Raw genomic sequence first — 21,148 nt, forward strand, 5'->3', positions numbered from 1 at the left:
AGCTTGAATTGGTTCTCTCCGGCTAAGGCATCCGAGTAGTTTTCGATAGGCACGCTCTGTGCTCTACGCTCCTAATGGGTCTGTCGCACTTCATTTACAATCTGTTTTGTGGTAAACCTGTAGAGGAAGACAACCTACTGGAACAGGAGTGAACCCCGTAAATGAAACCTTTTAATGATACGCTGGAGCTGCTGATGCGGCACCGCTCGATTCGCCGGTTCGCGGATACGCCCGTAACGGAAGAACAGCTTGAAGCGATAGTCGGCGCGGCGCAGATGGCCTCCACCTCCAGCAATGTACAGGCTTACAGCGTTATCGCCGTAACGGACCCCGGGCGCAAGGAACGGCTGGCCGCTCTGGCGGGCAACCAGGCTTATATCCGGGAGTGCCCCGTCTTCCTCGTCTGGTGTGCAGACCTGTACCGTCTGCGGGAAGTGACGAGCGCGCATATGGCTCCCGAAGCCTCGCATATCGACACGACCGAGAATCTGATCGTAGCGACGGTCGATGCCGCGCTGGCCGCGCAGAATGCGGCGGTCGCCGCCGAATCGCTCGGTCTCGGCATCGTCTACATCGGCGGCGTCCGCAATGACATCGCCGCCTTCTCCGAGGCGCTCGAACTGCCGGAGCTGGTCTATCCGGTCTTCGGCATGTGCGTCGGCACGCCTGCGCAGGAGCCTGTGCTGCGCCCGCGTCTGCCGCTGCAATCGGTGCTGCACCGCGAGCGCTACAGCGCGCAGGAGACGGTCGAACGGGCGGCGGCCTATGACGAGACGACCCGGGCCTATATGCGGGAGCGCAGCGGCGGAACGAGCGATACGCCGTGGTCGGTTACGATGGCGCATCGCCTTGCGCAGCCCGCGCGGATGCAAATGAAGGAATTTTTGCAGAGCAAGGGATTTATGAAGCGCTGATCGCCAACCGGCTGTCCGGCGGGAACAACGAAGCGCCAACCTCGGGATCATCTCCTTGAGGTTGGCGCTTCGTTGGGGTTGCAGCCGAAGCTCCGGTCACGGACGTTGCTGTTCCTCCGTCATCCAGTCCGAAATCCGGCGGCGGAGCCGGATGAACTCCGGATCATCCGCCAGATTCGCCGGGCGTGGCCGGGGGAAGGGCACTTCGATTTCGTGCAGAACCGTTCCCGGGCGGTTCGAGAAGATGTAGATGCGGGAAGACAGCAGCAGCGCTTCTTCAATGCTGTGGGTGATGAAGAGCACCGAACGGCGCGTCTCCTCCCACATCTCCAGCAGCCAGCGCTGCATGTCGCTGCGGGTCAGGGCGTCGAGCGCGCTGAACGGCTCGTCCAGCAGCATCAGCTCCTGCGGCGACAGGAGCGCACGCACGAAGGCGGTCCGCTGCTGCATGCCGCCCGACAGCATGTGCGGATACGAGCGCTCGTACCCGCCGAGCCCGGCTTTGGTGAGCCAGCCGGCGGCTTCCTCGCGGGCCGCGGCATCGACGCCGCCGGCAATCTCGCGGGCCAGCAGCACGTTGTCCAGCATCGTCCGCCACGGGAACAGCGCCGGCTGCTGGGGCATATAGGCGATCCGCCCGCGCTTGCCGGTGACCTCTTCGCCGTCCATGCGCACCGAGCCGGCATCGGGGTGGAGAAGGCCGCCGATAATCTGGAACAGCGTGCTTTTGCCGCAGCCCGACGGGCCGAGGACGGATACGAATTCGCCGGCGGCTACATGCAGCGTAATGTCCCGAAGCGCCGGGACCTCGGTGCGCCCGTTCCGGAAGGTTTTGCCGAGCCGGAGGACCTCCAGCGCTTGGGCGGAAGCGGGTTCCGCTCCCGCCGACGGAATTGTATCGGGCTTTGCTCCCATGCCGAGCGCCTCTTTTCCTTGGAGTATAGTAATCAGTTCCGCTTCCAGCGGACAAGCCACCGCTCCAGCAGCGCCACAAGGGCGAACAGCAGCAGGCTGAGCGCCACGATGATGAAGATCGCAACGAACATGCGGTCGGTGCGGTAAGCGGCTTTTTGCAGCTGCATATAATTGCCCAGCCCCCGGTCCGAACCGAGCCATTCGGCGACCACCGCGCCGGTGACGGCATAGGCCGCGGAGATGCGGATGCCGGAGAAGAGCGGCGGCAGACTGGACGGCAGCTCCAGCTTGCGGAAGATGGTCCAGCGGCCCGCTCCCGCCATCTGCATGTAATTGCGCATCGCCCGGTCGCTTCCCCCGAGCCCGCCCATCATGGCGACGGCGACGGGGAAGAAGCAGACCAGGGTAATCAGAATGATTTTGGGAAGAAGACCGAAGCCGAACCAGATGACAAGCAGCGGAGCAAGCGCGATGGTCGGAATGTTCTGGCTGAGAACGAGCAGCGGATAGAAGGCCCGCCGGGTCCAGGGCAGCAGATGGAGCAGCACCGCCGTTCCGATACCGACGAGCGTTCCGATCGGAAAGCCGATGGCGGTCAGGCGCGCCGTCGCCAGCGTGTGTTCGACCGGCGGATTCGCGGCCAGCTCCCGCAGCACGTCTAGCGGGGACGGCAGCATCCAGCGTTCGATATCCAGCAGCACCACCGCAGCCTGCCAGAGCAGCAGGAGCAGCAGGACGGCCGCAGCCGGCGGCCACAGCCGGGACCAGCGCGACTTCATGGACGGTATTTGGCGGTCAGCCCATCCATGCTGATTCCGGAAGGATTATGCGCGATCTTGATCTGGGAAATGACGCTCGGGCTGCCGGCCTCGATGAGCGCCGCCTGCATGTCCTGCACGATCTGCAGCAGTTCGCTAAGATCGCCTTCCATCGTGGTCTCCAGCGCGTTCACCTGATGCTTCACGCCGGAGCGCTGGATCACTTCAATGGCGGTATCCACATAAGGAATGGAGTCTTCTCCGTTCGGAGTCTTCGGAATTACTTGAATGCTGAGCAGCGTATTCGCCATGTTCATCTCATCCTTTTCTCTGGTGGGATTTGCAGATCAAGCCGCTTACTTCGGCAGGTACTCATTGGTGAACGCCTTGTCCGCCTCCAGCGGCTTGTCGAGAAGCTTCAGTCCGTACATCCAGTCGGCGAAGCCCTTCCAGATCTCTTCCTTCTGCTCGCCCCAGCGGGGAGCATCGGCCGCATAGCGCGGGCTCAGCCATTTCTGGCTGGCTATGACCAGCTCTTTGTTAAGGTCGGGAACGGCCTTCAGCAGAAGATTGGCGGCCTCTTCAGGATGGTCGATCGCATACTGATACCCGCGGGAGGTAGCTTTCAGGAAGGCACGGACCTCTTCGGGCCGCTCGGCGATCTCCTTCTCGCTCGTCGTCAGCACCGGCGTATAGTAGTCGAACTGCGGCGCATAGTCCTGGAGGTACAGCATGTCGAGCGGTTCGCCCCGCAGCTCGGCTTCGATCCCCGTCCAGGCGTAGAAGACCCAGGCGAAGTCGATGTCGCGCTTGATGGCGGTAAAATAATCGGCCTCGCCGATATTGACCTGCTTGACCTTCTTGACGTCCCCGCCGAGCGGGTCCATGATCGCCTTCATCGTCGCTTCCTCGGTGGGCGAGCCCCAGCCGCCGTAGGTTTTGCCCTCGAAATCCTTGGGCGACTTGATGTTCCGGTCCTTCGGAGCGGCGAAGCCCGACGTATTATGCTGGATGATCGCCGCGATGGAGACGAGCGGAACTCCCTGAACGCGGGCCATCGTCAGTCCTTCCTGACCCCCGATGCCAAAAGCCGCTTCCCCGCTCGTTACCATCGTATCCGTTCCCGCAGCGCCGGGCTGCACGATGTTCACATCCAGACCTTCTTCCTCATAGTAGCCCAGTTCCTTCGCGACATACAGTCCGGTGTGATTCGTGTTCGGCGTCCAGTCCAGCGCCACCTTGATCGGCTTCAGCTCCCGGCTCGGCGCCTTTGCGGCCCCGGCGGATGCTCCGGCCGAAGCGGTGGTCTCCGGCGAAGGCGCCGGAGAGGCGCTGCCGTTGCCGTTCCCGCCGCCGCATCCGGCAGCGAACAGAGTCAGCAGGACGGCCAAGGCCGTCAGGCCCCACTGTGATTTCTTGTTCTTCGTCATAACCGTTTCTCTCCCCCTCTTGTATAAGCCTTCACCCGCCAGACGAGAAAAAACGCTCCGATCTGTTCAGGATCGGAGCGCAGCAGGACGCATGAAGGCGAAAGGCTCCCGAAAGGGAACGGTTCGCTTGGCATAAGCGATTCCTACGCTGGCATTATCCAGATCAGGTATAAGGGTCAGTATCTGTTGGGATACAATCTCAGCCGGCCGATTCCAGCACCCCTGCTTCTATGAAATTGACGGGTTTAGCTTAGCCGTATTATAGACGCCCTGAACGGCCTTGTCCAGTCTTGCCGAAGCCGTCCCGGTCCGCTCTACTCCCGGAACCGGTATTTCTGACGCCGCTTGCGGCGGATCTGGTTCCAGACCTCCCGCACCGCCAGCACCAGGCTGGCGGCAATTCCGGTCATCGTAACGAAGAGGGCCAGGTACTCAAACGGCGAGTAGCCCAGCATTTTGTCCCAGTGGATTGGACTCTTGAGGTCCTCGATGACCTGGTTCATGCCGTAAATGCCGCTGATGACCGTGAAGACGGTCAGAATCATCAGCAGATTGTCGCGGCGCCTTCCCTGAAATTTCTCCTGGTACTGGAACAGGTCGTCCAGCGTGCCCTTGACCTCGTCATATAACTGGTCGTTGCCGTAGACTTTGCGGAGCTGGAAGAAGATTTCTCTGCCCTGAGACTGGGAAATCAGTTCCAGAAAATAGAATTTGGCCGAGAAGCGGTTGATGTCGAAGATCAGGCTCTCGATCTCTTCATAGTCGTGCTCGATCCGCAGCCGGGAGTGGATGTTGGCAAGCTTGAGCAGCACGATCTTGTGGAACAGGCTCAGCAGCAGGCCATAATAATATTCGCCGTACATCTGGTTCGCCATCCGGACGGCACTCTCGCCTTCCCTGCAGGAGACGCAGGAGAAGGTCTGTTCATTCGTGATGTAGTAGGTATCCGGCGCCCAGCGCCGGTAGGTATGCTTCCGGTTATAATCCTGAATATATTCGGGGTCGCTGGCGCTTATATAAGGGCGGTCGGTTCCGTTCAGGCCGTCAATCTGGGAAATGCGGTACAGCACCGTCTCCGTAATCTCCGCATCCGGCTCGAAACCGTAGAATCCCTGGACAAGCATTCGTTCGTCCACGAAGAACGGCAGGGTCTCGAAATACGCGCCGCTCATCTCGGACTGGTCCAGATAGTCCCGCAGGTGAGGAGCCAGTATGCCGAAGAGCAGGTCCTCCGTCTGGCTGAACTTTCGGCTCGGACAAGAGAAGGTAACGGCGCGGTCCGCGTCCGAGGCATCCTCAAGAGAGCGGAAGCGGTCGGCGAATTCCAGCGCTTCGCTGAGGGTATACTCGCCGGTAAGCTCAAGGCGGATGGTCACAAAGCCGAGCTGGAAAGGACAAAGGAAAATATCGGTCGAGAGCAGCCGGAAGGGCATGCGGCGCTGCGGCATAATCATCTCGCAGTCCAGAATATGGGCGCGCGAATAGCGGTGGAAGGCGTCGGGCTCCTTCTCTGCGCGCGGAAACAGGACATGTGCTGCGAAAGGCATATAGACGCGCTCCATATTCTCATGGGAGACGCAGTAGCCCTCGCCGTAATAGGCGTCTTCCAGCCGGGTCTCATCCAGAAAGAACGGCTCGAAGCCGTCCAGGAGAAGCTGGTCTCTCAGCTCCCGGTTGCGTCCCTCCTGAAGGGAGAACGGAAAGATAAATTGCAGCAGTGCGGTGCTCAGCCTGGGTTCGTTGTCGGCTAGATTCATGGCTCGTTCCTCCCGGATTCCCGGGCTCCGAAGACTGGCTCCGGCGCCCGTTGACTGTTCATTCCCTCTTATTACCCTGAAGGTCCTCGTCCGCCTCTGGGATTCATTTCATGCAAGACGGGTACACTACCAGTATACCCTAACACATTGCCAGGCGGGTACGGACCCGCACGGAAGGAGAATGAAGGAATCATGACACAATCACTGACAGAAGAACGCATCGGACAGGTGCTGGACGCGAACCGCTTCGGGTCCTTCGGAACCGTCGAAGCCGGAGGCAAGCCCAAGGTCCGCTATATGGCCGTCTATCACGAGGGTCTGAACATTTATCTGGCCACCGACCGCAAGACGCACAAGGTGGAAGAACTGGAGAACAATCCGAACGCCTTTCTGCTGGTGGGCTATGAATCCGGCGGCAGCAAGGATGTGCTTGAGATTGAGGCCCGGGTGTCGATCTCGTCGGAAGAATCCCTGCGCAAGCAGGTCTGGAATCCGGATCTGTCCCGTTGGTTCAAGGGACCGGAGGATCCCGATTATGTCGTGCTGAAGCTGGACCCGCAGCGCATCGAGCTGGAATCGGGCGGAGAACGTTCCGTCTGGGAGAAGGCGCAGGGCTAGAAGCCTTCCGCCCGCCGGCCTGTCCCGCCAGGGACGGCACTTGCGCAAAGCGGCACCATTGCGGACCGAAAAAACAGGTCTTCGGACTGATTTTCGGTCCTTTTTGGCGTCCGGATTATGGTACAATCAAGCCATCAGGCAGATAGGAATCTATTGATCTGATCCATAGTAGGCTACAGGAGGACGGGCCATGCATTGCAGCGATTGTTCCAGGGTGGAACCGATTGAAGACAGCGGCGAGATTCGAATCAGGCAGGCAACCCCGGAGTGGGCGGAGGCTGCCCGGGAGGCAGGCATCACGGTCGAAGGGCAGGACAGCGGAAGCTACAGCATCCCCTATGCCACCCGGGACGAGCTGCTCACTTGCCTGGAACGGCTGAGGGCATACCCTGCGAATGCGGGGACGGACAGACCGCTGCAGGTCGGCTTCCGGGGCCATTTTGCCGGCAGGCAGTCCGATCACCTGCAGCGGTGGTTCGGCCTGGAGCAACTGGAAGCCCGGTTCCGGAGCGCCGATCTGATCGACATTATTTCACGCGCGGAATTCTGCAGCTACCTCCAGCCGATTGTGGACCGGGACGGAGCGGCCTTCGGGTATGAGTTTCTGCTGCGGCCGCTGCCGGGAGGCAGCCCGTTTCAGCCGTATGAGCTGTTCGAGGCCGCCCGGCGGAGCGGATTTCATTCGTTCCTGGACCGCGCCGCCCGCATCTCGGCGATTGAGGCCGGGACGCGGCAGGTGCCGAAGGGACTGAAGCGGTTCATCAATTTTCTGCCTTCTTCCATCTATAACCCGAAATATTGTCTGACGCATACGTTTGCCGCGATTGAGCGGCTGGATCAAGATCCCCGGGACTTCGTGTTCGAAGTGGTGGAGAGCGAGCGGATTACGGATATCACCCACTTGGCGAGCATCTTCGCGGAATACCGGAGACACGGAATCGGAGTCGCGCTGGACGACGTGGGAGCCGGGTTCTCGACCATTGAGGTTCTGCAGCGGCTGCAGCCCGATTTTGTCAAAATCGACCGCGGCCTTGTCAGCTTCTGCGATGCCGACTATGCCAAGCAGGCCGCGATCCGGGAGATTGCGGCCCAGGCCCATGCTTACGGCGGCACCGTGCTTGCCGAAGGCATCGAGCGGCGCGAGGAGTTCGAGTGCTGCCTCGGGCTTGGCGCCGAGCTCGGCCAGGGCTATCTGTTCGGCCGCCCGGTAGCCGAGCTTTAAGCCGCCCGGCCGCAAGGGCCGCAGAAGGCCGGCGAAGCCGGAAGGAAGGCTGCGGACCGGCGGCATGGACAGCGCAGCGCGCTTTTTCTATAATATAGAGAAGAACGTAATCATTCCGGTTAGACGAGAAAGCGGGGAGACGGATATGACGAAACCGGCAGTGACGGAGTGCGATACGACGTGCGGCGGCACCGAACCGGACCCGGAGCATCTGCGTCTGACGCTGCCCGAGCGGGAGATCACCGACAAGATGGCCGAGATGTTCAAGGCGCTCGGAGATCCTACCCGGGTCCGGCTGATCTATGCGCTGTCGCGCCGCGAGCTCTGCGTGCATGATCTGTCCGTCATTCTGGAGATGGGCCAGTCGGCGGTATCCCACCAGCTCCGGTACCTGCGCAACCTGCGGATCGTCAAGCGCCGCAAGGAAGGCAAGACGGTGTTCTATTCGCTGAACGACGCGCATGTCGAGCAGATTTTTCTTCAGACGCATGAGCACATCCGGCATGAATAGCCGGAGGCCCACGGCGGACATAGAAGCTCCGGAAGTTATCCGGACGCAAGAACCCGCAAGCCGGCTCTCGCCGCTTGCGGGTTCTTTGATCTGCGGATGGAGTTCGCTCTACTTGGCCAGATAGCCGAGCAGATGGTGAATCAGTACAGCGGCTTCGGCGCGCGTTGCGCTTGCCTTCGGTGCGAAGAGGCCGTCGCCCTGACCGGAGATCAGGCCGGCTGCGGCCAGCCGGTCCACACTCTCCAGCGCATAAGCGGAGATGGCGGCGCTGTCTTTGAACGAAGCGGCGGAAGCGGACAGGTCCGCGTTCTGCTGCTTGAGGGCTTTGTCGATCATGACGGCCATATCCTGGCGGGTGATCGGCTCGTTCACCCCGAAGGTGCCGTCGGAGCGGCCCTGAACGATGCCGGATTTCTGCGCGGCGGCAACCGCTTCGCTGTACCAGGCGCCGGCCTTCACATCGGAGAAGGGGGCGGAAGCGCCGGGAGCCTCCAGATCAAGCGCCAGAGTCAGCATTTGGGCGAACTGCGCCCGGGTTACCGTACCCGCCGGATGGAAGGCGCCGTCTCCCATGCCGGAGAGCACGCCCTGCGCTGCCAGCCGGTCGATGGCGTCGGCGGCCCAGACATAGCGGGCGGTGTCAGGGAAGGAGACCTTGACGTTGGCCGCCGCGTACTTGCTGAAGTGCTTCGGCGCGAAGACAACCCGGCCGGATGCAGCCTCGTACTTCGCATTCTTCACAGTCTGGACCCCGCCGTTGTCGCTTAAATAATAGACGACCGTCTGATTCGGCTTCTCGCCGGAAGCCGGAGAATAAGGCAGGGACACCTGAACGGCCTTGCCGTTCCAGGCTACGGTCTGGCCGCCGCTGCTTAGGTTCAGCTCATACACCTGGCTGCCGGCCGTCTTCAGCTTCGCTTCCGCGGACAGAGCGGAAGGCTCCACCCGGGCGGCGGAGAGTACAAGCGGAGCCCCGGCCCCGGCCTTCCGGAGCAGGGCGGTATCCAGCGAGATGTAGACGTCGTTCAATTTCACCTGAACGTCCCGGATGCCCTGGCTTGCGAGCGCGGCCAGAATTCCATCCGGCAACGCGGCCGACAGCGACTTGGCTCCGGCCGCCGTCACGCTGACGGTGATCGTGCCGTCTGCGCCTGCGGCCGCCCGGGTCAGGATGTCGGCCGTCAGCGTTACCGCTGCCTTGCCGTCCGCGCCGACCGCCGCTGTCAAGGCTGCCGAGCCTGCCGTCACCTGAGGGGCGGAGGACGGAGAGGCCGTGGCGGCCGGAACGGCAGGAGCCGGGGCCGGCGTCGCAGCCGGAGACGGCGAAGCCGTTCCCGCCGCAGGCTCGGCGCTGACTGCGGCGGTGGTCTGGCCGAAGCGGACCGCTTGGCCAGCCGGACTCACCTCGGCTACCGCGATGTGGTCGCCGTCAACTGCGGGAACGAGACCGCTCTCGGGTAGAGCGGCATAGCCGGTGAGCTTGTCTTTGAGCTTCGGAACCGGAACGGCGCCGGTGCCGAAGTTGGCGTAGACCCGCTGGTTGCCGGCGTATACCGAAGGAGTTACGGTAAGCTGCGTCAGGCCGTCGTTGGCTGCGCCAGCAGGGTCTGCGGCCGTTACAGTAAGGCCGCCCGCCGGCGGGTATACCGCCTCTCCGGCGAGGTCGCCCATTACGATACCGAAGCCGTTCGTGCCGATGTAGACGCGGCCGTAGACATTCGGATCGCCGGTAATCGCCTGGGTGGCGTTGGCATACTGATGCGCCTCATCGTTGATGCGAATCCAGGTGGCCCCGGCATCGTCGGAGCGGAAGAAGCCGTAGGTGCCGTCGATGCGGCCGCTGATATAGATGGCGTCATAGTCTTCGCCGGGGGCGGCCTTGCCGAAGCCGATCATGGCCGATTCCTCAACCTCGGTCAGCTTGGTGAAGCTGGCGCCGGAATCGGTGGAATGGAAGACGCCGTAGGCGTATTCGGGATGTTCCTTGTCCTTGACGGCTGCAAGCCAAATGTCGCCTTCCCGGTTGGAGACGGCCTTGAATTTGCCGGTCATGCTGTTGGGCAGTCCGGAGGACACCGTCAGGCGGAAGGTAGCGCCCCCATCCTGGCTGACATAGAACTTGCCGTCCAGGAAGCCGTAGAACTTGTCGGGGTTCACCCGGTCGGAAGAGACGACGGCCCCGTCGGGAATGCCGCTCGAAGCGGTCCATGTCTTCCCGAGATCGGTCGAGTAGCTGACCGGACGCTTGACGTCAGCGGCCGAGGATGCAGGCGCCCAGACGATGGTAGCGCCATCGGCGGAGATCGCTGCGTGTCCGCCGCCGGTGGTTGCATTCCCCGTCCAGGCGTTCGCTGCCGGTGTCCAGGTTGCGCCATTGTCGGTCGATATCCCCATGTGGGGAGCGTCGGCGTCCGCATTGCCCACCCGGATAATCCGATTGGAATCGTTCTGCGCAAAATCGAGATCCGTAATATTGCTGATCGTCGGATTGGTAATCATCCCGGGCGCCCGGGTCAGATCGGTATGCCGGAATCCGCCGATGTCGCCCAGTCCGCTGATCAGCTTGGCGTCGCCGGAAGGCGGCACGATCAGAGCGTTGACGGCCGTCTCTTCAATGCCCTGGGCGTAGACGGAGAGGCCGACCGTCATCCCCTGGTCCAGAGCGGTCAAGTTGTTGGTACCGAACAGGGTCGCTCCGGTGCCGTAGAAGAGATGGTCGGAATTGAACGGATCAATGTCCAGATCGCCGATCATCCAGCCGAGCTTCGGATTCTGGGCCGTGCTTGTCGTACTGGTGGGCGTTCCCCAATCCAGCCAGGGCGCCCGGGAATAATCAATGGTGTAGTTATTGTGGCGCTGATCCCAGCCGCTGTCGGTCCAGAAGGTCTTCCAGGTAGCGCCTCCGTCGGTGCTGCGGAAAATATGCTCGTCCGGCCACCAGACATTCATCGTCGAGGTCATGATCACGTTCGGATGCTGCGGGTCAACGGCCAGACCCCCGAATCCGTAGCTGCCGACCTCATTGGAGCCGGCTGTCGTCTGTACCGGCGGGGTAATGTCTGTCCAGACGCCGGTTGAGGTGTTGTATTTATAGACGCCCCCGTCCTTCTGGCCTCCGCGGCGGAGACCGTCGTAAGGACCGGAACTGACGTTGTAGTTCACGTACAGGTACCCGTCCGAAGAGAGGATGCCGTGCATGGGCAGGAATCCCTTGCTGTCCGGATTAGTGATGGATTCCCAGGTCTCGCCGCCGTCTGTACTGCGATAGACCGAATTCTCCGTGTCGGCTACGCCGACATAGATCGTTCCCGTCGGCCGGGCGGCCCGGCCGGCCGCGGCGTCGGCCCGCTGGCCGGTCGTCTCGTCGAAGGTTACCCACACGACTCCGAACTCGCCGCCGTAGTAGTCCTTGGCGTCCTGCCGGGCTGTGAAGGATTCAACCCGGTTCCAGGTTGCCCCGTAGTCGGCGCTTCGCCACAGGCCTTCGCCGTTGCGGGCTCCAAAGTACAGAATACGGTTGTCATTCGGGTCTACCGCCAGCCGTTCGCCCATATTGCGGCCGGGCATATTGCCGCCGAACTTAATCGGCAGCCGGGTCTCTTCCCAGGTCTCGCCCCGGTCGGAGGAACGCAGCATGACACCGGTCTGGTCGGTGAAGAAATTGGAGTACGTGCCGGCTGCAAGGTAGACGCGGTCCGGATCGACGGGGTCGGTGGCCAGACTCTCTACGCCCGCCATATTCCAGTTGTCGAAGCTGACGCCATCCAGCAGCTGCTTCCAGGAATTCGAGGCGCTGTCCCAGCGGTAGGCGCCGCCCATGTCGGTGCGGACATAGACGAGTCCCGGTTCGCTTGAATTAAAGATCACTCCGGGGATATACCCGCCGCCGACAATGGCGGCGCGCCCCCATTGATACGGCTGGATTCCGTAGGTAGCCGAGGTAGCCGTGGCCGTGGCCGCCGACGCAAGAGCCGGACCGGGCGCGGCGGTGCTGTCGGCGGCTGCCGTCTGGGCGTAACCGCTTCCAATGACCGGCAGAGCCAGAGCGGCGGTAAGGCAGACCTTCCATACTTTCTTGAACATGCTGTGCCTCCTTGATTAGGAATAAGGTGAATGTCTGGTTCGGCGGCCGCTTCAGGCAGCCGCTGTACCCCGGATCGCCAATCTGTATGTAAGCGATTTCTCCGGGATGTTAGCTCACATTATAAAATTTTCCACTGCCGGTAAATACCCCGAGAATCCGGGCAAAAATCCCCGAATAATTAGTCATAATGGCCAAACGCCCATTTTAAGGATTCCGAATTCCGTTTAGGCCGGCCAATCATTGACACCCCGGACGGGTAAGCATATAATAGCGGTACATAACACATGAATACTTGCTCATATTTTTACGGACTAAAGGAGCTGAGAAGCTGATGAACACAGCCGGGGGCGGTACGCCCAAGAGACAGGAATGGATGCTGGAAGGTCTGGACTGCGCCAACTGCGCGATGAAGATTGAGAATCGCGTGAAGCGGATCGAGGGCGTTGAGGCCTGTTCGGTGAACTTTGCGGCAGGCACGCTGACGCTGGAGACAGCGGGCGGCTATGCGGAATCCGCGGCTGCCGAGGCCGAACGGACGGTGAAATTGCTGGAGCCGAATGTGAAGATGGTAGTCCGGTCCGGGAGAAGCCGGGCCCAAGGCTCCGAAGGGCCTTCTCACGGGCATGGACACGAGCATGGCCACGACGACAGCCACGCGCACGATCACGAGCATGGCCACGACGGCAACAACGCGCACGATCACGAGCACGGCCACAGCCACTCGCACGGCCAGGGCGATACCCGGCGGACCGTTCTGATGATTGCAGGAGGCGTCGTCCTGGCGGCGGCCGGAGCGCTGCTGCCTGTCAGCGGCATGGCAGAGCTGATTCTGTTCCTTGCCGCTTACCTTGCCGTCGGAGGAGAAGTGGTCTGGCGGGCGCTGACCAATCTGCTGCGCGGCGAGCTGTTCGATGAGAACTTCCTGATGGCGGTGGCAACAATCGGAGCGTTCGCCATCGGGCAGTACCCGGAAGGCGTCGCCGTTATGCTGTTCTACCAGATCGGCGAGCTGTTCCAGGGGATGGCCGTGAACCGTTCGCGCCGTTCGATCACCGCGCTCATGGACATCCGGCCGGAGACGGCGCGGGTCCGCAGCGGAGAAATGACGCGCGAAGTATCGCCGGAGACTGTGGCTGTCGGCGATATCCTTGTAGTGAAGCCGGGCGAGCGGGTTCCGCTGGACGGAATCGTGATCGAAGGCAGTTCGATGATGGACACGTCGGCGCTGACCGGAGAATCTGTGCCGCGGGCAGCCGGAGAAGGAAGCGAGGTTCTCAGCGGCTTCATCAACAAGAATGGCGTCGTCGCCGTGAAGGTGACGAAGACTTTTGCCGAGTCGGCGGTATCGAAGATTCTGGATCTGGTTCAGAACGCGGCCGGAAGCAAGGCGAAGACCGAGAACTTTATTACGAAGTTCGCCCGCGTATACACGCCGATCGTTGTTATCGCTGCTGTGCTGCTGGCAGCCCTTCCGCCGCTCGTGGTGCCGGGCGCCGAATTCTCCGACTGGCTGTATCGGGCGCTGGTGTTCCTGGTTATTTCTTGTCCGTGCGCGCTTGTCATTTCGATTCCGCTCGGGTTCTTCGGCGGCATTGGGGCGGCTTCCCGCTCCGGCATTCTGGTGAAGGGAAGCAATTACCTGGAGGCGCTGAACGGAATTCGGACCGTCGTCTTCGACAAGACAGGAACCTTGACCAAAGGCCAGTTCAAGGTGACGGCGATCCATCCGGAGAAGGGAACAACCCGGGAGGATCTGCTGCGGCTGGCAGCGCTGGCGGAGAGCCATTCGAACCATCCGATTGCGGAGTCCATTCTGGCCGCTTACGGAGAGCCGGTCGCCGAAGCCGCCGTTGCCGGCTACAACGAAGTCGCGGGGCATGGCATTGAGGCGACGGTGGAAGGGCGGCGCGTGCTGGCGGGAAATGCGAAGCTGATGGACCGCGAAGGCATTGCCTTCCGCCGGCCGGAGGAGACGGGAACCGTGGTCCATCTGGCCGCGGACGGCGTCTATGCCGGAAGTCTCGTCATCGCCGACGAGGTGAAGCCGGATGCCGCAGAAGCGATCGCCGCGCTGCGCCGCGCCGGCATCGAACGTACCGCCATGCTGACCGGAGACGCCTCCGCCGTTGCGGAAGCGGTCGGCCGGGAGCTTGGCATCGACGAAGTGCATGCCGAACTGCTGCCCGAGCATAAGGTGGAGGAGCTGGAGCGGCTGAAGACCCGCTACAAGGGCCGCGGAGGCATTGCTTTTGTCGGAGACGGGATCAATGACACGCCGGTTCTGGCCGGCGCCGATGTCGGCATCGCCATGGGCGGTCTCGGCTCCGACGCTGCGATTGAGGCGGCCGATATCGTCATCATGACCGACGAACCGTCGAAGATCGCCTCCGCCATCCGCATTTCCCGGCGCACGCGGCGGATCGTCTGGCAGAACATTCTGTTCGCGCTGGGCGTGAAGATCGTCTTCCTGCTTCTCGGAGCATTCGGCATCGCGACCATGTGGGAGGCCGTCTTCTCGGATGTCGGCGTGACCCTGCTTGCCGTACTCAACAGCATGCGGGCGCTGAAGACGGAAGAGGCGGCTCCGGCGAAGCGGGCGGCAGCGGCATAAACGGCGTTCCGTCTGCTTCCTGAAGCGCATCAACTTGAGATACAACCCCAAGACAAGCAAGCCCTAGGGGCTGTCCCAGAAGTAGATATTTCTAAGCTGAAAAGGGGCATTTTCTCCAAAAAAGCAAGCCAAGCGGCCGTTCAAGGGAGTTCATCCTTGAACGGCTGCTTGGCGGTGTTGGTCCATCCTGTGCTTATTCAGCCAATTGCGGGCGGGAGAAAGCCGCCCGACCTCGGTGGCAGCCGTACCTGTGGTTTCGTGTCAGATCACGCCGTCAGCTGCGAGGCGTTCGATGCCGGTGCGGATGATGGCGCAGGAGCGGCTGAGCTTGGCGGCCTCCTCATCGGTAAGCTTGAGCTCCAGCAGCTCCTGAATGCCTTCGCTGCCGATGATGGCGGGGACGCCCGTACAGATATCCCGGTAACCGTATTCTCCGTCCAGAATGGCGGAGACGGCGATGATCTTGTGGTCGTCATTCAGGATGGAACGCGTAATGTAAGCCAGCGCGCTGCCGATGCCAAAATGCGTCGAGCCTTTGCGGGTGAAGATTTCCCAGCCGGCGTCCTTGGTCTTCCGGGCAATGTCGTCCAGGTCCAGATCTTTGAACCGTTCCCGGTGCTGCTCCAGAATATGCAGAACCGGCTTGCCGCCGATGGTGACGTGCGACCAGGCGACGAACTGCGATTCGCCGTGTTCGCCTAGGGCATAGCCGCTTACGCTTCGCGGATCAATGGAGAACACCTCGGAGAGCAGCGTCTTCAGCCGCGACGAGTCAATGGAGGTGCCGGTGCCGATAATGCGGTGCCGGGGAAGGCCGGAGATTCTCCAGACCAGATAGGTGACGATGTCAACCGGATTGGCCGCGACGACAAAAATCCCGTCGAACCCGCCCTTCATAATGTCGGTCACAATCTCCCGCGTGATGGCCGCAGCCTGATCGAGCACATCGAGCCGGGTCTGCCCCGGCTTCGGGTTGGCGCCCGCCGTTATAATCACCACGTCCATTCCGCCGCAATCCAGCGCCGTTCCGGCGTATACCCGGGTGCGGGAACCGGCAAAATCCATACAATGCGATAAATCCAGCGCTTGTGCCATCGCCCGGTCATAGGTGCGGTCAATCATCATGATCTCGTCGCAGATGCCCTGGTTGACCATGGCATAGGCGCAGCTCGAACCGACGTTGCCGGAGCCGACGATTGCGACTTTACGCGTTTTGCTAGCCATTGCCCCATCCCCGCTCTCTTGTTCGTTTCTTCCATTTTACCCGATCGGCGCCTCCTTGACCTGACATGTATCCAAAAAGATACAAGCCAAAAACGCCCGTTCTTGAACGGGCAACGCAGGGTGCGGCGGACAAGCCGGCTTGAAAGGAGGCGGGGACTTTAGGCCGGCTCGGGAGCGCCGGGCTCTGCGAGAATGGCTTTGTACCGTCTCCACATGAACCAGCGCCAGTGCAGAATCATGCCGAATGCCAGAATGAAGAAGAGGCCGCCGGATTGGGGCACCGATACATAGAGGTCGATAAATTCGTGCAGAAGGGTGCGGATCAGCAGCAGACCGAGAAGAATAAAGGCGAAGCTCTTGGAGCGGGTCGCAAAGATTTCGCCGTCCCGCCGGTGAAATTTCGTCGTCGCAATCAGCGGATAGGCGAAGATCAGCCAGCCTGCGGCGAATGCGGCAAGCGCCCACCAGAGCGGAAAGCGGACCTGGGGCACGACGAACATGAAGAAGCCGGTGGCCATGCCCATAGGCGGAATCAGGATTTTGCGGACCGTAACCGGCCGCTCGCTGGCTTTGACCCGGATCAAAATAACCATCAGCGCCATGAACAGCGTGCCGATGGTGGTTCCCCAGTGCAGGACCGATGGGTTAATGCTGCCCATAGCTCACGTTTCCTTTCCAACTAAAGTGCGTATGCTGTTGTCATTATAGCAGAAAGGGGCTTCTTCACCCAAACGGCTGGACGGAACGCCAAAAACCGCCGGCCCAAGGCCGGCGGTTATGGTAACCTTATAGGTTATAAAGTGCAAACTCTAATTACGAGCGTGTGCTGCGTCCCATCGAACGCATTACCAGGCTGACAATCGCAATCAGCACGATGGCGCCGATCAGGGACGGGAAGATATAGAAGTCGCTGATCTTAGGTCCGAAGTCACCCAGGAACCCGCCCAGCCAGGAACCGATAATACCGGCGATGATGTTGCCGATGACGCCTCCGGGAATGTCTCTACCTACAATCAGTCCGGCCAGCCAGCCGATAACGCCGCCTACAATCAGCATCCACAAGAAACTCATTTAGCTCATCTCCTCATATTTGTTATTGTCTTGGATGTTAACTATTAACCTCAACCTCCGGGTTTAAATCAGGTGTCGGATATTGGCAGGAAGACCATTCGCCTCTTCGGAGGGGGAGGGGAGATAAGGCTACATCTAATAGAGAAGAACAGAAGCCTTCTGAAATTCACACAGGTAGAATAGTGCAAATTCTAAGCCGCAGAGAAGAGGGAGGCCCGGAAGGTACAGGATCGGCCGGGAAGGGTAATAAAAGAGTGAAGTTGCCGATGCAGCAATCATCCCTCATCCATAGGAGGAGCCTATTATGATAGAACCCTTGGAACCGTCCGGCCTGGAGCCGGAAGAAGTGCTGTTTGTGGCCGGAACTTACGGCAGCGGGGAACAACCGACGATATATATAGGAGCTCTTGATACGCGGGAAGGAACGATGCGGATTGTGGGTTCGGAAGCGGGGATCGAGAATCCGTCCTTCCTGGCGCTGAGCGACGACCTGACCCGCCTGTACGCAGCCAGCGAAAAAGAAGAGGGCGAAGTGGCCGCTTACGCCCTGGACCTGAAGGAACGGCGCCTTACGGCGCTCGGCGCTCAGAAGACGGAAGGCGCCGCTCCCTGCTATGCGGCGCTTGATTCTTCGGGGAACTACCTCTATGCCGTCAACTACGGCGGCGGCAATGTGAACGTCTTCCCCGTTGGAACCGGAGGCGGGCTGGGCGGGATGACCTCCCAGGCCAGACACAGCGGAGCCGGCGTGAGGGAAGACCGCCAGGATGCGCCGCATCCGCACTCGGTGACCCCGGTGCCGGGCGGGGAGCGGGTCCTGGTCTGCGACCTCGGACTCGACGTGATCCGCATTTACCGGCTGGAGGACGGGCAGCTCCGTCAGGAGCGCGATGTCCGGATGCTGCCGGGCTCCGGTCCCCGCCACCTGGCTCTGCATCCGAACGGCCGGACCGTCTACTGCGCGAATGAGCTGAACTGCACCGTGTCGGTGCTGGAGGCCCGCGAGCAGTATGCCGAGCTGGAGCCGGTTCAGCATGTCTCCACGCTGCCGGAGGCTTACGCTCCCGGGAGCGACGACAGTGCCGCCGATGTGCATCTGTCCCCGGACGGACGTTATCTGTACGTCTCCAACCGCGGCCATGACAGCATCGTCCGCTTCCCGGTGGACGAAACGACCGGCAGACTGAAGGAGGAAGGCGACTGGCAGTCTACGGGAGGCAAGACGCCGCGCAACTTCGCGGTGGCGGAGGGCTGGGTGCTGGCCGCCAACCAGACGTCCGGCAATATCACGTCCTTCCGGCTGAATCCCGAAGACGGCCGGCTGATCCCGACCGGCAGCGAGCTTGAGCTGCCTTCGCCGGTGTGCGTGCTCTTCCTGAAATAGCCTGCACGATAGGCCGGCGATGCTTAGAATCGCTGGCCGGACCGATATACCGAAGCAGCCCGCACCGGATGAACGGTGCGGGCTGCTTCGGCTTTCTCCGCGCGCTTTCAGTCTGCGCGCGCCTTTAGAAGATAGGGGAGGAGGCGGCAGTCCCTGCCGCGCCCGCTCCTGTGCCCACGGCCAGTCTGAGCGCCGGGGAATCCCCGTCGAACCCGATATCGTCCAGCATCACACGGCCGGAGCCGCCGGTCATCCGAAAGGCGACCGACGCCGTCTCTTCGGGACGGAAGGCCGGGTTCGCGTCCTTCAGCAGCGTTAAGGGGACACGGTACGTCTGATAGACGGCTTCGCTCGGAGAGCCGAACTTGCCGTCGTCGAGCCTGGAAGCGAGCCAGGGCGTCACGGTGAAATCGGTTACCGGCAGCGGAGCGGGCGGCATGAGATCGGCCAGCGGCAGACGGGCGACGGCGCCGTCCGCATCGGTCAGCTCCACGGTGATCTCCGGGGAAGCGGCTGTCCCGGCGGCCTGCTCCCCATCCGCAGCGGGAAGCAGCGCCATCGAGAAGCTGAGGTGCGAAGCGCGGGCCAGCTCCAGCCGCTCCGCCGCTCCGGCAGCCAGGGTAATCCGGTAGAGTCCTCCCGGGCTGCCGTCCTGCTCGCTGTCGTCTTGCCCGCCGCCGTCTTGCCCGCTGCCGTCCGCAAGATTCCCGCCCGCTGCAAGGCTAAGGACGGCTCCGTAGCTGCCCTTCTCGCCGCCTTCGCGGTCGCGGGCCTGCTCCTCCGCAACGGTTAGCCCGCTCGTCTCCACCGCTCCGGCAGCCGCCGTCGCCGGATTGCGGTCTTCCTCATAATCGGCGAGCGTCCGGAACCCCTCGCCCTGGTATCGGTTGAAATAGGCGGTGGAGGCGGGGAGCCAGTTCCTCCCGGTCCGGTAATCCCGGAACAGCTCCACGTAGTCGCCGCTTCCCCGCAGAGCCGTCTCCAGGAAGGCGGATACGTAGACCTTGGCGATGGTCCGCTGTTCCTTGGCTTCCATAATCTCGCTCCGCTTGAGGAACAGGCCGGTCGGCAGCGCTTGGTCAACGGCCCCCCAGTCCGTATTGAAGCGGCTGTGATTGGCCTGTTCAATATAGAGCGAAGCTTTGAAGGTGCCCGAACCGGCAGCATTGAAGGTGCGGATATACTGGCGGTCGCCGAAGAAGTCGTTCACATCCGCATCCCGGGCGCCTTGCAGCGTCAGGTAGCTGACGTTATCCAGGCTTGCCTGTAGCCCGTCTACCGGCTTGTCGGTCGGCGCAAGGGCGATGACGGCGCCGATGCGGAACCGCTTCGCGGACGCAAGCGCGGGATCGCCGGCGAACCAGCGGCCGGCGTCGGCCGCCATCGCTACCGCCTGTCCGCCCCGGCTGTGGCCGAGCAGAGCCGTGCGGCTGTAATCGATCCGGCCATAGAACGGGTTCCCCGGCGTCTCGGAGAAGGATGCCAGCTGCTCCAGATGCTTCAGAATCAGCCAGGCCCGGACCTTGAAGTCGTTGTCCGGAATGCCCGACCAGGCCGAGTAGTTGAGGAAGTTCTCGTCGAGCGAGACGGCGATGTAGCCCCGGCTGGCCAGCAGCTCGCCGAGGTATGCGTATCCGGCGTCGGAGGGGTCCTCCATAGCATGGTTGCCGTGCAGCATCAGCACCAGCGGCGCGGGGCCGTCCCCTTCAGGCATCCAGACCCGGCCGTTCAGCGGCAGCTCATGCTGGTCGAAGCCCCAATACCACCGGCGCAGGCGCGGCCAATCGCCGATATAAGCCGCGGCGTCCGCCGAGCCGCTCGCAAGCTCGGCGCCCTCATAGCCGCGCCGCTTGCCGGGCGCTGCATAAGAGAAGCTGCGCCAGGCGGATTCGCCCGGCTGGCCGGGATCGGGCGCGGCCAGCGCGGGCGGCGCCGCTTCGCCCGCTCCCGGGGCGATGACGGCGGCGTCCCGGTCCGCCGTCATCGCCCCGGGCAGCGCCGCCGGCAGCAGGCCGAGGCCGGCGGCAGCGGCCAGCCCGCCGGCGAGCAGCGCGGCGGCCAGCGCCAGGCCCGCCCGGTAGCGGCGGGCCAGAAGAAGCGCGGCCGCGAGACCGAGCGCCCCGCCGCCTAGGGCCAGCGGCAGCGCGAACGCCGCTGCGGCCTCCGGAGCGAGCTCCGAGAAGTGCAGGATCGTCCACAGGGCGACGGCGGCCGACAGCATGGCCCCGGTGAACAGGCGCGGGGCCGGAAGGCCCGCAAGCGAGAGCAGCAGCGCCGCTGCGCCCCCGGCCAGCAGCGTCACGGCTGCCGCGGCGAGGGCGGCCAGCAGCAGGTCGGCCGCTCTGCCGAGACCGGTCGGAATGCCGGCCATGACGGCCCCGAAAGCGGCGAAGAGCAGAAGCCAAGGACCCGACAGCGCGCTCCGCCACAGCCGCGTATCGCGGCGGAAGGTGCCGCGGATCCGGCGGCCGATCCCCTCTCTGAATTTCCGTCCTCTTCGGCGCCGCTGCGGCGCATATTCCAATCCCACTCCCATGATGGTCTTCCTTTCGCGGATTCCGTTCCGTAACGGACACGCATCTATTTTAAGATGTAGACATAATAGTCCTTGAAGCCGGGCTTTGACAAGATGCTAGATATTTGCAAAAA

Annotated in this window: 16 protein-coding genes and 1 riboswitch; of the genes, 6 read left to right on the forward strand and 10 right to left on the reverse strand. The window is 62.2% G+C overall.

The annotated features are described in order from the left end of the window. The first annotated feature begins 161 nt into the window (after nucleotides 1–161). Complete coding sequence (nfsA, locus tag F4V43_RS14115) at nucleotides 162–914, forward strand: oxygen-insensitive NADPH nitroreductase (RefSeq protein ID WP_150458893.1); 753 nt, start codon at nucleotides 162–164, stop codon at nucleotides 912–914. Nucleotides 915–1,010: 96 nt separating this feature from the next. Here the strand turns inward: nfsA and F4V43_RS14120 are convergent, their stop codons facing one another. From F4V43_RS14120 to F4V43_RS14140, 5 genes are all read right to left on the reverse strand, one after another. After that, the gene (locus tag F4V43_RS14120; protein WP_150458894.1) at nucleotides 1,011–1,829 is read right to left on the reverse strand and encodes an ABC transporter ATP-binding protein; all 819 of its coding nucleotides are present in this window, start codon (nucleotides 1,827–1,829) and stop codon (nucleotides 1,011–1,013) included. Between the two features lie 32 nt (nucleotides 1,830–1,861). Beyond that, nucleotides 1,862–2,608 (reverse strand): ABC transporter permease, encoded by a 747-nt coding sequence (locus F4V43_RS14125; protein ID WP_150458895.1) that lies wholly within the window; start codon nucleotides 2,606–2,608, stop codon nucleotides 1,862–1,864. Beyond that, nucleotides 2,605–2,898, reverse strand: a complete 294-nt coding sequence (locus F4V43_RS14130; RefSeq protein ID WP_150458896.1) for an MTH1187 family thiamine-binding protein — start codon at nucleotides 2,896–2,898, stop codon at nucleotides 2,605–2,607. The genes F4V43_RS14125 and F4V43_RS14130 overlap by 4 nt, the downstream gene beginning before the upstream one ends. Nucleotides 2,899–2,943: 45 nt before the next feature. Further along, nucleotides 2,944–4,017, reverse strand: coding sequence for an ABC transporter substrate-binding protein (locus F4V43_RS14135; RefSeq protein ID WP_150458897.1), 1,074 nt, complete (start codon nucleotides 4,015–4,017; stop codon nucleotides 2,944–2,946). 123 nt (nucleotides 4,018–4,140) lie between these two features. Next, a riboswitch (TPP riboswitch) is annotated at nucleotides 4,141–4,251 on the reverse strand. A gap of 80 nt (nucleotides 4,252–4,331) precedes the next feature. Next, on the reverse strand, nucleotides 4,332–5,774 hold the full coding sequence (locus F4V43_RS14140; RefSeq protein ID WP_150458898.1) for a hypothetical protein: 1,443 nt from the start codon (nucleotides 5,772–5,774) through the stop codon (nucleotides 4,332–4,334). Between the two features lie 192 nt (nucleotides 5,775–5,966). Between F4V43_RS14140 and F4V43_RS14145 the strand changes: the two genes are divergently transcribed. From F4V43_RS14145 to F4V43_RS14155, 3 genes are all read left to right on the forward strand, one after another. After that, the gene (locus tag F4V43_RS14145; RefSeq protein ID WP_150458899.1) at nucleotides 5,967–6,392 is read left to right on the forward strand and encodes a pyridoxamine 5'-phosphate oxidase family protein; all 426 of its coding nucleotides are present in this window, start codon (nucleotides 5,967–5,969) and stop codon (nucleotides 6,390–6,392) included. Nucleotides 6,393–6,582: 190 nt separating this feature from the next. Further along, entirely contained in the window at nucleotides 6,583–7,614 is a 1,032-nt protein-coding gene (locus tag F4V43_RS14150) for an EAL domain-containing protein (RefSeq protein ID WP_150458900.1), read from the forward strand. Nucleotides 7,615–7,759: 145 nt separating this feature from the next. Then, nucleotides 7,760–8,125 carry an ArsR/SmtB family transcription factor gene (locus F4V43_RS14155; protein ID WP_150458901.1) on the forward strand — a complete coding sequence of 122 codons (366 nt, stop codon included), beginning with the start codon at nucleotides 7,760–7,762 and terminating at the stop codon, nucleotides 8,123–8,125. A gap of 108 nt (nucleotides 8,126–8,233) precedes the next feature. Here the strand turns inward: F4V43_RS14155 and F4V43_RS14160 are convergent, their stop codons facing one another. Next, complete coding sequence (locus tag F4V43_RS14160) at nucleotides 8,234–12,208, reverse strand: S-layer homology domain-containing protein (RefSeq protein WP_150458902.1); 3,975 nt, start codon at nucleotides 12,206–12,208, stop codon at nucleotides 8,234–8,236. Between the two features lie 332 nt (nucleotides 12,209–12,540). Here F4V43_RS14160 and F4V43_RS14165 point away from each other — a divergent pair, with 332 nt between their 5' ends. Then, nucleotides 12,541–14,820: a heavy metal translocating P-type ATPase gene (locus F4V43_RS14165; RefSeq protein WP_150458903.1), complete on the forward strand. Its 2,280-nt coding sequence runs from the start codon at nucleotides 12,541–12,543 to the stop codon at nucleotides 14,818–14,820. A 261-nt stretch (nucleotides 14,821–15,081) separates the two neighbouring features. On the opposite strand, the gene F4V43_RS14170 is transcribed toward F4V43_RS14165, so the two are convergent. The 3 genes from F4V43_RS14170 to F4V43_RS14180 all read right to left on the reverse strand — a co-directional run bounded on the left by F4V43_RS14170 (nucleotide 15,082) and on the right by F4V43_RS14180 (nucleotide 17,115). Next, nucleotides 15,082–16,044, reverse strand: a complete 963-nt coding sequence (locus F4V43_RS14170) for an L-lactate dehydrogenase (RefSeq protein WP_150458904.1) — start codon at nucleotides 16,042–16,044, stop codon at nucleotides 15,082–15,084. Between the two features lie 158 nt (nucleotides 16,045–16,202). Continuing rightward, nucleotides 16,203–16,703: a CcdC family protein gene (locus F4V43_RS14175; RefSeq protein WP_150458905.1), complete on the reverse strand. Its 501-nt coding sequence runs from the start codon at nucleotides 16,701–16,703 to the stop codon at nucleotides 16,203–16,205. 154 nt (nucleotides 16,704–16,857) lie between these two features. Further along, nucleotides 16,858–17,115 (reverse strand): GlsB/YeaQ/YmgE family stress response membrane protein, encoded by a 258-nt coding sequence (locus F4V43_RS14180; protein WP_150458906.1) that lies wholly within the window; start codon nucleotides 17,113–17,115, stop codon nucleotides 16,858–16,860. 304 nt (nucleotides 17,116–17,419) lie between these two features. Between F4V43_RS14180 and F4V43_RS14185 the strand changes: the two genes are divergently transcribed. Then, complete coding sequence (locus F4V43_RS14185; protein WP_150458907.1) at nucleotides 17,420–18,499, forward strand: lactonase family protein; 1,080 nt, start codon at nucleotides 17,420–17,422, stop codon at nucleotides 18,497–18,499. Nucleotides 18,500–18,623: 124 nt separating this feature from the next. Here F4V43_RS14185 and F4V43_RS14190 read toward each other — a convergent pair whose 3' ends face one another. Beyond that, the gene (locus tag F4V43_RS14190) at nucleotides 18,624–21,035 is read right to left on the reverse strand and encodes an alpha/beta hydrolase family protein (protein WP_150458908.1); all 2,412 of its coding nucleotides are present in this window, start codon (nucleotides 21,033–21,035) and stop codon (nucleotides 18,624–18,626) included. Between the last annotated feature and the right edge of the window lie 113 nt (nucleotides 21,036–21,148).

It is taken from the genome of Paenibacillus spiritus (genome assembly GCF_008710135.1).
Taxonomy (GTDB): Bacteria; Bacillota; Bacilli; order Paenibacillales; family Paenibacillaceae; genus Paenibacillus_AQ; species Paenibacillus_AQ glufosinatiresistens.